General features: G+C 58.8%; 10 protein-coding genes and 1 pseudogene. 9 read left to right on the top strand and 2 right to left on the bottom strand.

What is annotated here, in order from left to right; genetic code table 11:
* Together ACNA0J_RS01215 and apbC are read right to left on the bottom strand one after the other, a co-directional pair.
* Positions 1–59 (bottom strand): hypothetical protein (locus tag ACNA0J_RS01215; RefSeq protein WP_415816485.1); only part of this gene is annotated, 59 nt, incomplete at its 3' end.
* Between the two features lie 10 nt (positions 60–69).
* On the bottom strand, positions 70–1,158 hold the full coding sequence (gene apbC, locus ACNA0J_RS01210) for an iron-sulfur cluster carrier protein ApbC (RefSeq protein WP_415815585.1): 1,089 nt from the start codon (positions 1,156–1,158) through the stop codon (positions 70–72).
* 241 nt (positions 1,159–1,399) lie between these two features.
* Between apbC and mobA the strand changes: the two genes are divergently transcribed.
* The 9 genes and pseudogenes from mobA (at position 1,400) to ACNA0J_RS01165 (ending at position 10,931) form a co-directional block, all read left to right on the top strand.
* The gene (gene mobA / locus ACNA0J_RS01205; RefSeq protein ID WP_415815583.1) at positions 1,400–1,990 is read left to right on the top strand and encodes a molybdenum cofactor guanylyltransferase MobA; all 591 of its coding nucleotides are present in this window, start codon (positions 1,400–1,402) and stop codon (positions 1,988–1,990) included.
* Positions 1,990–2,300 (top strand): annotated as a pseudogene (locus ACNA0J_RS01200) (molybdopterin molybdenumtransferase MoeA); the annotation flags it as partial. The gene mobA and the pseudogene ACNA0J_RS01200, both read left to right, overlap by 1 nt.
* 1 nt (position 2,301) lies before the next feature.
* Positions 2,302–3,214: molybdopterin molybdotransferase MoeA (locus ACNA0J_RS01195; protein WP_415815581.1), on the top strand; the 913-nt coding region annotated here is incomplete at its 5' end.
* A 38-nt stretch (positions 3,215–3,252) separates the two neighbouring features.
* On the top strand, positions 3,253–3,795 hold the full coding sequence (gene mobB / locus ACNA0J_RS01190) for a molybdopterin-guanine dinucleotide biosynthesis protein B (RefSeq protein ID WP_415815579.1): 543 nt from the start codon (positions 3,253–3,255) through the stop codon (positions 3,793–3,795).
* A gap of 215 nt (positions 3,796–4,010) precedes the next feature.
* Positions 4,011–4,772 carry an NAD(+) diphosphatase gene (gene nudC / locus ACNA0J_RS01185; protein WP_415815577.1) on the top strand — a complete coding sequence of 254 codons (762 nt, stop codon included), beginning with the start codon at positions 4,011–4,013 and terminating at the stop codon, positions 4,770–4,772.
* Positions 4,773–4,832: 60 nt separating this feature from the next.
* Complete coding sequence (locus ACNA0J_RS01180) at positions 4,833–6,728, top strand: LTA synthase family protein (RefSeq protein WP_415815575.1); 1,896 nt, start codon at positions 4,833–4,835, stop codon at positions 6,726–6,728.
* Positions 6,729–7,109: 381 nt separating this feature from the next.
* On the top strand, positions 7,110–7,376 hold the full coding sequence (locus ACNA0J_RS01175) for a hypothetical protein (RefSeq protein WP_415815573.1): 267 nt from the start codon (positions 7,110–7,112) through the stop codon (positions 7,374–7,376).
* A 115-nt stretch (positions 7,377–7,491) separates the two neighbouring features.
* Complete coding sequence (locus tag ACNA0J_RS01170; RefSeq protein ID WP_415815571.1) at positions 7,492–8,793, top strand: HlyD family secretion protein; 1,302 nt, start codon at positions 7,492–7,494, stop codon at positions 8,791–8,793.
* Positions 8,793–10,931: a peptidase domain-containing ABC transporter gene (locus tag ACNA0J_RS01165; protein ID WP_415815569.1), complete on the top strand. Its 2,139-nt coding sequence runs from the start codon at positions 8,793–8,795 to the stop codon at positions 10,929–10,931. Before ACNA0J_RS01170 ends, ACNA0J_RS01165 begins: the two co-directional genes overlap by 1 nt.
* The last annotated feature ends 9 nt before the right edge of the window (positions 10,932–10,940 follow it).

The raw sequence follows: 10,940 nt of genomic DNA, 5'->3' as shown, positions 1-10,940 counted from the left end.
ATGCGCTCCTTGCGCATCACCACCGCTACATCCAGACTGACAGGAAAGGAATCGCTCATAGCGCTTTACCTACTTCGCTCGACTAACCGAAATCGCCGACAGTTTCGAAGAATGGTCTTTGGCCATGCCGGCGACCGAGAGCGCCACCTGGCGCGCCACGGACTTGTACAAGCCCGCGACCTCGCCATCCGGGTCTGCAATCACGGACGGCTGACCGCCATCGGCCTGCAGGCGAATATTGATATCCAAAGGCAAGGCGCCCAAATACGGCAACTGATAATCCGCCGCCATTTTCTGGCCGCCGCCCGACCCGAAAATATGCTCGGCGTGACCGCACTGGCTACAGACGTGGACCGCCATGTTTTCGACCACGCCCAGGATCGGCACCCCGACTTTCTCGAACATTTTGACGCCCTTGCGCGCATCCAGCAAGGCAATGTCCTGAGGCGTCGTCACGATGACGGCCCCCGTCACCGGCACTTTTTGGCTCAACGACAGGTGAATATCCCCTGTGCCCGGCGGCATATCCACCACCAGATAATCCAGATCTTTCCAATTTGTCTGGCGCAATAGCTGTTCCAACGCCTGCACTGCCATCGGGCCGCGCCAGATCATGGCCTCGTCGGCATCGACCAAAAAGCCGATAGACATCACCTGCACCCCATAGTTTTCCAGGGGTTCCATCGTGTTGCCGTCTTCGCTCTGCGGGCGCGCATTGATGCCCATCATCATGGACTGGCTGGGGCCATAGATATCCGCATCCAGAATCCCGACCCGGGCGCCTTCGGCCGCCAGGGCCAGCGCCAGATTCACGGCCGTGGTGCTCTTGCCCACACCGCCTTTGCCCGACGCTACGGCAATGATGTTTTTGATGTTGGGCAACAATGCCACCCCGCGCTGTGCGGCATGCGCCACAATCACTGAACGCAGGTTGATGGATACATTACCCACACCCGGCACCGATTTCGCTGCCGCAATCAATGCGCTGCGCAATGCCGGGATCTGGCTTTTGGCCGGGTAACCCAGTTCCACATCGAACGCCACATCGGCGCCATCGATCTGAAGGTTTTTCACTGCCTTGGCTTCGGCCAAGGGCTTGCCCGTGTTGGGATCAATGACGGCCTGCAGGGCCTGAAGCAAAGTATCGGAAGTGACCATGAAGGGTCTGTCTCTGAAATCAGCGAAAGAGAAAGGAGTCGTTAATAAAAACGACGAAGGCCGCGCCTTTGGTTTGCTGCTCCCACGGGAGCGATTTCACGCCAAAGCGGCTAGGCGGCTACCTTCGGGCATGTTAGCAGAGCGGCAGTTGGGTCTAGCCTCTGCTCTGCCCACGCGATGAGGCTGGTCTATACTGGCCGCCATTGCGCGGCGCTGAGCGCGGCGCGTTTTATCGCGTGCCATGATCCATACTAACGATATTACGGGCCTCATTCTCGCGGGTGGACGGGGCAGCCGCATGGGCGGCGTAGACAAAGGACTGCAGAACTACCAAGGCATGCCCATGGCTCTGCATGCGTTGATGCGTCTCGCACCTCAGGTCGGCGAAACCATGATCAACGCCAACCGCAACCTGGGCGCCTACGAGGCCATGGGGGTGGCCGTCTGGCCAGACAATCTGCCGGATTTCGCCGGTCCCTTGGCGGGATTGGCCACCGGACTGGAACGCTGCGAAACCCCCTACCTGGTCACGGTGCCGTGCGACTGCCCCCGGTTTCCGCTCGATCTGGTACAGCGCCTGGCGCAAGCGCTAACCGAACAAGACGCCGACATCGCCATGGCCGCCACGCAGCAAGACGGCAAATTACGTACCCAGCCGGTTTTCTGCTTGATGAAAACGTCGCTGCTATCCAGTCTGCTGGAGTTTTTACATAGCGGCCAGCGCAAAATCGACATCTGGACGGCGCAACACCGCTGCATCGACGTAACCTTCGAGGATGCGCAGGCCTTTGCCGGCGCCAACACCCTGGCCGAATTGCACCAACTTTCCTGATGACTCGTCCCCTGCCCCCCAGTCTGGCCTCCATCGTTTCCTGTATCAGCGGCTACGACCCCAATGCCCTGCCGATTCCGCAGGCCCGCGCCTTTATTGACCAACTGGTGCCGCGTCTGAACACAGTGGAAATGCTGCCGTTGCGTTCGGCGCTGGGACGCGTGCTGGCACGCGATATCGTGTCGCATCTGAATGTCCCGGCGCACGACAACTCGGCCATGGACGGCTACGCATTCGCCGGCAGCGAGTTGGCCGAGGATGCCGACACGGTGTTGCAAGTGACCGGCGCTCTGCTGGCAGGAGACTCCTCNCACCGTCGTCCCTCAGGAATTCGTCCAACAGGATGGCGATCGAATCATTATTCCCGCAAATGTCTTGCGCACTGGAGACAACCGACGCTTGGCAGGCGAAGACTTGGCCATCGGCGACAGTGCCCTGTCGGCGGGCCGCGTACTGCGTCCCGCCGACATTGGCCTGCTGGCCTCACTGGGCCAAGCTGAAGTCCCGGTACAAAGACGGCTGCGCGTCGCCTTTTTCTCTACCGGCAACGAATTACGCTCCATTGGCGAACCGCTGGACGAAGGCTGCGTCTACGACAGCAACCGCTATACCTTGTGGAGCATGTTGCAGCGGCTAGGTGTCGAGATCCTGGATCTGGGCGTCGTACGCGACGACCCGCAGGCGCTCGCCGCCGCCTTCAGCGCCGCGGCCGCCAACGCAGATGCCGTCATCACCTCGGGAGGCGTCAGCGTCGGCGAAGCCGACCACACAAAGACTGTCATGGCCGAACTGGGCGATGTGCTGTTCTGGCGGATCGCCATGCGTCCGGGCCGGCCCATGGCCATCGGCCGCATCCGCGCCGACCATGGCGACGCCATTCTGTTTGGTTTGCCGGGGAATCCCGTTGCCGTCATGGTGACGTTCTACGCCCTGGTACGTGATGCGTTATTGACCATGTCGGGCGCCACATCGAATACGCTCCCCTTGCTGCGCTGCACGGCCGCACAACCCATTCGGAAAAAACCGGGCCGCACGGAATATCAACGCGCCATCGTGACCCCGGCGACGGGCGGCGGGTGGCAAGCCAGCATCACCGGTTCACAAGGCTCGGGCATTTTGCGCAGTATGAGCGAGGCCAATGGCCTGATGGTATTGCACCACGACCAAGGCAACGTCGCCGCCGGCGACTTCGTCGACGTGATGCCTTTTGACGGCCTGATTTAAGCCGTTTCCAGACCTGATTCCCTGTGACGAATCCCCACATGACAAAAATTATCGGTTTTGCCGGATGGAGCGGTGCGGGCAAGACCTCATTACTGACCAAACTCATCCCCTGCCTGAAAGCCCGGGGCTATAGCGTCTCTACGGTCAAGCACGCCCACCACGCGTTCGACATCGATACCCCCGGTAAAGACTCGTTTCTGCACCGCGCATCCGGCGCAACGGAAGTCCTGGTCGCTTCATCCGCCCGGTGGGCACTGATGCATGAGCTGCGTGGTGCGCCCGAACCCGAATTGGGGGAATTACTCGGCGCCATGAGTCCCGTCGACTTCATTCTCGTCGAGGGGTTCAAGCGCAATGCGCACATCAAGATCGAAGTCCACCGCCGAGTGAACAACAAGCCCTGGCTCTACCCCGATGATCCCAGTATCGGGGCCATTGCCAGCGATACGGAGTCGAACGAGCATCCCTTGCCGCACGTCGCACTGGACGACATCGAAGCCATCGCCGATCTGGTCGAGACCCTGGCCTGGCCACTGGACATCGCCATCGCCCGCCTGACTCAGCCGGGGAATGGCGCCTGAACCACCAAACGAGCCCGGGAGTCACTCACCCTCCCCCAGGGGCCAAGGAAACTTGGGGCGGCCCGGCGTTTCAAACCGATACCCCCCCTGGGCTGAGCTTCGCTCACCCTCCCCCAGGGGCCAAGGAAACTTGGGGCGGCCCGGCGTTTCCTTGGGACCCATTCCCGCAGTAAAGTAGCGACTGCAAAATAGCCTGCGGGCATCAAGGAAGCATCTTGAATTTCATTTTCCGAGGCAACGAACTTCTAGTCCAAGAGACCGGCCTTGAACTCCCTGATGCCGTGGTCTGCGCTGCACTCAGCCTGCAACCTGAAAGCCTGCAGCAAGTGTGGCTGGACAACCCGCATATCCGAACCACCCATGTCCCGCTGACGACCGAGCCGCCCGCCGGCTACGCTTTCCTCAAACTGCGCGCGCTGTACAGCGAATTGGGCGATCGCACCGCACTCGCCGGACGCGCCTTCCAAGTTGCAGAATGGGCTCGTACCCATCGGTTTTGCGGAGTCTGCGCAACTCCCATGGAACCGGTCGGCCACGAGCTCTGCATGCGTTGCCCGGCTTGCGGGATGTCTGCGTACCCCCGCATTTCCCCCGCCATGATGGTGCTGGTGCGCAAAGGCGACAGCATTCTGCTGGCGCGCCACGCGACCTATGCCACGGCGCGTCACACCGCATTGGCAGGCTTTGTCGAGGCAGGAGAAAGCATCGAAGACGCCATCCATCGCGAGGTCTACGAGGAAGTCGGCCTGCGCGTGAAAGACCTGCGCTACTTCGGCAGCCAATCCTGGCCCTTCCCCCATTCGCTGATGATTGCCTTTACCGCCGAATACGTGGATGGCGAGATCCGAATACAAGAAGACGAGATCGCAGAAGCCCACTGGTACGGCCCTGGCGACACGCTGCCCGAAATTCCTATGCGTGAATCCATTGCCGGCCGCCTGGTCCGCGCCAATTTACCCGCAGGTACAAGCTCCTGATATCCATGCCGCCCGCCTGCGGCGCCTGACTATCGGTGCCGCAGACAGCGGAAATCTCTCATGCGACATTCCACTCTTATATTCATCATCGCCGCCTTCGTGCTGCTCGTTGTCAGCCGGCTGGCGTTGGCAGCCTGGCAATGGCGCCGCGTCACCAAGGCCGGTGGCTTGCGCCCCCTGCTGCTGGGCGGGCTGCGCATCGACACGAACCAAATCGCCGTTCTGGTCGCACTGCCCGCGGTGCTTTCGCCATTATTCGCCCACTTGCCGGCGGCTGCGGCCGCAACGGGAATATGGCTGCAGGTATGCTGGATCCTGCTGGGCTTCCTGGAGGTGGCGACTCCGGCCTTCATCATGGAATACGACACGCGTCCCAATCGCCTGTTCGTGGAATACCTGAAGCATCCGCGAGAGGTTTCCGGCATGCTTTGGCGCGGCTACAAACTAGAGCTCGCAGGCGCACTGGTCGCAGTCGTCGTGTTACTGGCCATTGGCCATGCCCTGTTCGGCGATCCTCCCGTCGAAGCCCGTTGGTCCTGGTGGCAAATGGCGCTGGGCAGCCTGGTCATCCTCGCTGCCATCATCCTCGCCATACGGGGCACCCTGGGACACCGGCCAATCAACCCATCGACCGTGGCATACAGCAACGACGGCCTGCTCAATACGCTCGCATTGAATTCCCTCTATAACGTGTCCTATGCGATCTACAGCATGAAATACGAAAAATCGGCAGCGGCTGTCTACGGACGCATGCCGGGCGAGCGCATGCAAGAGATCGTCTTATCCAGCGCAGGACTACCCCACCCCCCCGCGCTGGAAACTCATCCCAGCGTGCACCAGCAGACCCCCACACGCACACGCTCCCGTCCGGCCAATATCGTCATCATTCTCGAAGAAAGCCTGGGGGCTCAGTACAGCGCGGCATTAGGCGGCGACAAAGATCTCACACCGCATCTGGATGCGCTGGCACGCGAGGGCTGGGCCTTCACGCGCACGTATGCCACCGGCACGCGCTCGGTACGCGGACTCGAGGCCGTTACGGCGGGCTTTCTGCCCACCCCGGCGCAGGCAGTTCTGAAACTGCCTGCCGCGCAACGCGGGTTCTTTACCTTGGCCGACGTGCTGGGCCGTCACGGCTATCACTCTCGTTTCATCTACGGCGGTGAATCGCACTTCGACAACATGAAAGGCTTTTTCCTGGGAAATGGTTTCGACGAAATCATTGACCTTCCGGACTTCACCAACCCTGCCTTCGTCGGCACGTGGGGCGCATCAGACGAAGATATGTTCACCCAGTTGGATGCGCGACTGCGCGCCGACTCCGACAATAACCAACCGTCGTTCACGCTGGCATTCAGCGTATCCAACCACTCCCCATGGGAATATCCTGCCGGGCGCATCACCGTCGACGGCAACCCTGCCACCGTCGAAAACACCGTCCGCTACGCGGATTGGGCCATCGGACAGTTCTTCGAACGCGCACGCCAAGCCCCCTACTGGGACAACACCATTTTCCTGGTGGTCGCTGATCACGACTCGCGCGTATTTGGCGACACCCTCGTGCCGGTACGCCACTTTCATATTCCCGCCGTCATTCTCGGCGGTGGCATCGAAGCGCGACGCGACGAGGGCATCATCAGCCAAATCGATCTGCCACCCACGCTGCTCTCACTAGCCGGCGTCACTTGCACCCATCCGATGCTGGGCCATGATCTGACGCGCAGCGCTCCAAATCGCGCCATCATGCAATATGAAAACCACTACGGCTACCTAAAGGGCGATGATCTGCTGGTGCTGCTGCCGGGCAAAAACCCCGTGCAATTCCGCTATGGCATGCCTGAAACCTTCACCGCGGTCGACACCAACGCCGCACTCGCCGAAGAAGCCCTGGCACACGCGCTCTGGCCCAGCTGGGCCTACCGCGAAGAACGCTATTGCGTTCCCACTGAAATCTAAGTCCTCTCCTCAGCTACTCGCGATAGCGCCCTTTTAAACGACGGTGTTCGAGGTCATATATCTCGCACCGTCGTTCATCTCGCACGACATTCTGAAAATTCTCATATCAGAATAGTCTGATATTGCCCCTCCAATGCGGCATTGTTCGTTTCATCCCGAGACGGTCTATCTAGAATGACCAGAGGATGAGCGCCCTCCTATCTCTCCGTACCTGCTGTTGACGATTGCACTCGCTCGAGAATCTGCGCAGCGTGTGTTGCGTGCGATGACGGGCGCCCCCCCATCAGCACCACTGTCAAACAGTAGAACAAACCACCAATCTCGTGACTGACACGTTCCCCACAACCTTCGGCATACCAATACCCACAAATGGACACAACCATGCGGACCTTAGCGCCTCAAGACCTCACACTGATATCGGGTGGATTCAGCAGCTCCTCCTTTATCGACCACTACGAGGACGATCGTCATCTCCTAGTTTTGAAAGATGCTGACTTTCTCACTACAGAAGGCCCCAAATTTATCGACAATCACGTCGAAAACCTCTATCTCCGGGCAGCCCTAAAGGTGACTTTGCACTCAGCCGCCATCTTGTTAAGCGTGGCCGCGATAATGGCAAAAATCAATGGTGACAGCGATACCTACTGACCCAGCCCTTCATCTCTTTTAACCATCTCATTTACGCAAGCCTGGGTGGCCGTCGCTGACGGGCGTGCGCAGCTACCGCAACACATCACTTGACCCATTTGGATGACAGCCCCTGTTGTTCACATTGCGTTATCTGATCAACTTTTCCCTCATGTTTCGCAAAGCCGCCCTTGAAGCCGCCAAAACGCATCCCCTGGGATCCGTCGTTGCCCTGCGGCCCCTGTCGACCTCTCTATTGGTGAGCTTATTCACAGCGTTCGGTCTAAGTCTCGCGCTGTTCTTCTGTTTTGGTTCCTACACTAAACGCGTCAAAGTCTATGGACAACTCATCCCCGCCAGCGGGCTAGTCAAAGTCTATGCCCCGCAGCCCGGCATCGTCGTGGCCAAACACACCACCGAAGGCGCGCTCGTCAAAAAGGGCGAGCCCTTGCTTACCATCTCCAGCGAGCGCTACACCCAGACCGGCACAGCCACACAGGAGACGATCAGCAGCCGCATGCAACGCCGCCTGGATCTGATGCAACGCGAGCGGGAAAAGCTCGACACCATCCACCAAGAGGAATCCGCCTCGCTGGCCAACACCATTGCCACGCTCTCGCAAACGTTGGATCGCATCGATAAACAGATCCTGCTGCAACACAAGCGAGTAGCCCTCGCACAAGACAGCGCACGTCGATACAAAACGCTGTCGTCCGAAAGTTACGTCTCACGTGATCAGCTCCAAGAAAAGCAAGCCATGCACCTTGAACAACAGACCAGGCTTGCCGACCTGACTCAACAACGCGCGGAAACCGTCAAAGAACTGACCAGACACGAAAGCGAACAACGCACGTTGCCACTAAAACAACAGGCCGCCGCCACGCAAATCGAACGCGAGATTCTCGCCATCACACAAGAGCTCGCCGAAAGCGAAGCCAAACGCCATCTCGTCATACTCGCCCCTGAAGCCGGCCAGGTCAGCAGCCTTCTTGTCGAGATCGGACAGCACGCCGAACCCAGCAAGGCACTGCTCAGCCTGGTTCCCCAACACGCCGAGTTGATTGCAGACATCTATATCAAAAACAGGGACATCGGTTTCACCCGCGTAGGCGACCGAGCGATGATTCGCTATGCATCCTATCCCTATCAGAAGTTTGGCATGCACGGCGCCAAAGTCGTCTCTATTTCCACTGCCGCCGTGCCTGCTGCAGAAATCGTGAACATCTCCGGCGCCATTCCCGGTCTGGATCAAAACACGGCCCAAGACTTGTACTACCGTGCCGCGCTCCGTCTGGATGCGCAACACATCCTCGCTTATGGCGACGCGCAACCGCTAGCCACTGGCATGGCCCTGGAGGTCGACATCTTGCGGGAAACACGCGCAATCTACGAATGGGTCTTAGAACCGTTGTACAGCATCAGCGGAAAGGTATCCTGATGAGCGCGTTCACACTGACAGATCTCAAACGCTTGATGTCAGGGCACCCCACAGTGCCCGTCATTCTTCAGGGCGAAGCCGCAGAATGCGCCAATGCCTGCATCGCCATGGTAGCGGGCTATTACGGCCACTCACTCACTATTCATCAATTACGGCAACGATTCCCGATCTCGCTAAAGGGCGTGACCCTATTGCAGGTCGCCAATATGTGCGAACAGCTGGGCTTACAGTACCGTGCTGTCACCCTCGAACTCAATGATCTCAGCAAGCTGCGTACGCCCTGCATTCTGCATTGGCGCTTCAACCATTTCGTCGTGCTTTGCTCGACAAACGGACGAACGGCGGTCATTCATGATCCGTCCACAGGACAGCGAAAGATCTCTCACACCGAACTTAGCGAGGCCTTTACAGGCGTTGCGCTTGAGATCTGGCCTACACAGACTTTCCAGATATCGCCTCCCCAACCTCCCATGCCGTTGCGCAAACTGGTGGGTACCGTTTTTGGGCTGAAACGCGCGCTACTGCAAATCATCGTCCTGGCGCTGGTTCTGGAAATGCTGTCACTGACAACTCCCGTGCTTACGCAGTGGGTGATAGACGATGTCATCGTTTCCGCAGACATCGATCTATTGACGACGCTGTTGATCGGATTTGCCTTGCTGCTGATCATGCAAACGGCAGTCTCCACGCTGCGTGCCTATGTTGGCATGCAATTGAGCACCAGCCTGTCATTTCAGAGCAAGAGCAATCTGTTTGCGCATTTGGTCAAGCTGCCTACCTCGTTCTTTGAGCGGCGCCACATTGGCGATATCGTTTCGCGATTTGGCTCGATAGACACTATTCAGCAAACGCTCAATGCCTCCTTGATCGCAGGCATCCTTGATGGGTTGATGACGGTCATCACCTTGGTATTGATGTGGCTTTACAGCTGGCAGCTGTCCCTCGTCGCGATCGTCGCCATGGTGCTGTACGGCATCATTCGTGTCGTCTCCTATCCGCCGCTCAAAGCGCGCTCACACGATGCCATCATCAAGGGTGCACAAACGCAATCTCATTTTCTCGAAACGCTGCGCGGCATACGCACCTTGCAGGTCTTTCAAAAGGCGCAGGATCGCTGTGCCGCCTGGCAGACCCTGCTCGTCGATCAATTCAATGCCGGCATCAAGATCCAAAAACTCAAGCTTGTCCTCCAACAGTTCAACGCTGTCATCTTTGGCCTGGAAGGCTTGATCATCCTGTGGGCGGGCGCCCACCTCGTCATCGCCGGCGGCTTTAGTGTGGGCATGCTGATGGCCTTTCTCGCCTACAAGTCGCAGTTCAACCAACGAGTGGGCGCGCTGATCGACAACTTGTTCGAGTTGCGCATGTTGCGCATTCAGGGCGAACGGCTATCCGACATCGTGCTCACCTCGCCCGAAGACCCAGGACGGGATCCACAACGCCCGTTGGACCAGATCTCCGGCACGCTGGCCTTTTCCGATGTCAGTTTTCGCTATGGCGACGCGGATCCCATGGTGCTGGACCAAGCCTCGTTCCAGATCGCAGAGGGGCAATCCGTCGCTATCGTCGGCACCACGGGGGCCGGAAAATCGACGTTGCTCAAACTCATGCTGGGCATTCTTCAGCCCACGCAGGGCGAAGCAACGATTGGCGGTGTTCCCTATCACGTGCTAGGGGCTCGCGGTATACGATCCATCTCCGCCTCTGTACTCCAGGACGATGTTTTATTCGCGGGCTCCATTGCAGACAACGTCAGTTTCTTTGACCACAACACGGATCGTGACTGGATTGAAACCTGTTGCAAGCACGCCGCCATCCATAGCGAAATTGCGGCGCTACCCATGGGCTATCACACGCTGGTCGGCGACATGGGCACCATGCTTTCCGGCGGTCAGAAACAGCGGTTATTGATTGCCCGCGCCCTCTACCGCCGCCCCAAGATTCTCATTCTGGACGAGGCGACCTGCCATCTCGATCTCGCGGTCGAGGCACGTGTCGTCCACATGCTGAAAATGCTCAATATCACCCGCATCGTCGTCGCCCACAGGCCCCAGACCATTGCCTCGGCGGAGCGCGTACTAGAGCTCAAGAACGGACGGATCCACGAATACATTCTATCCCCGCCCGATCATGATTAACCCCCAACT

It is taken from the genome of Bordetella tumbae (assembly GCF_965139195.1).
In the GTDB taxonomy this organism is placed as follows: Bacteria; Pseudomonadota; Gammaproteobacteria; order Burkholderiales; family Burkholderiaceae_B; genus Bordetella_A; species Bordetella_A tumbae.
This window is presented reverse-complemented; position numbering and strand designations above follow the sequence as displayed.

What these genes read in the sequence shown, in the direction of transcription:
- apbC (WP_415815585.1), bottom strand. Translation starts at nt 1,158, where the DNA reads ATGGTCACTTCCGATACTTTGCTTCAGGCCCTGCAGGCCGTCATTGAT.
- mobA (WP_415815583.1), top strand. Translation starts at nt 1,400, where the DNA reads ATGATCCATACTAACGATATTACGGGCCTCATTCTCGCGGGTGGACGG.
- mobB (WP_415815579.1), top strand. Translation starts at nt 3,253, where the DNA reads ATGACAAAAATTATCGGTTTTGCCGGATGGAGCGGTGCGGGCAAGACC.
- ACNA0J_RS01180 (WP_415815575.1), top strand. Translation starts at nt 4,833, where the DNA reads ATGCGACATTCCACTCTTATATTCATCATCGCCGCCTTCGTGCTGCTC.
- ACNA0J_RS01175 (WP_415815573.1), top strand. Translation starts at nt 7,110, where the DNA reads ATGCGGACCTTAGCGCCTCAAGACCTCACACTGATATCGGGTGGATTC.
- ACNA0J_RS01165 (WP_415815569.1), top strand. Translation starts at nt 8,793, where the DNA reads ATGAGCGCGTTCACACTGACAGATCTCAAACGCTTGATGTCAGGGCAC.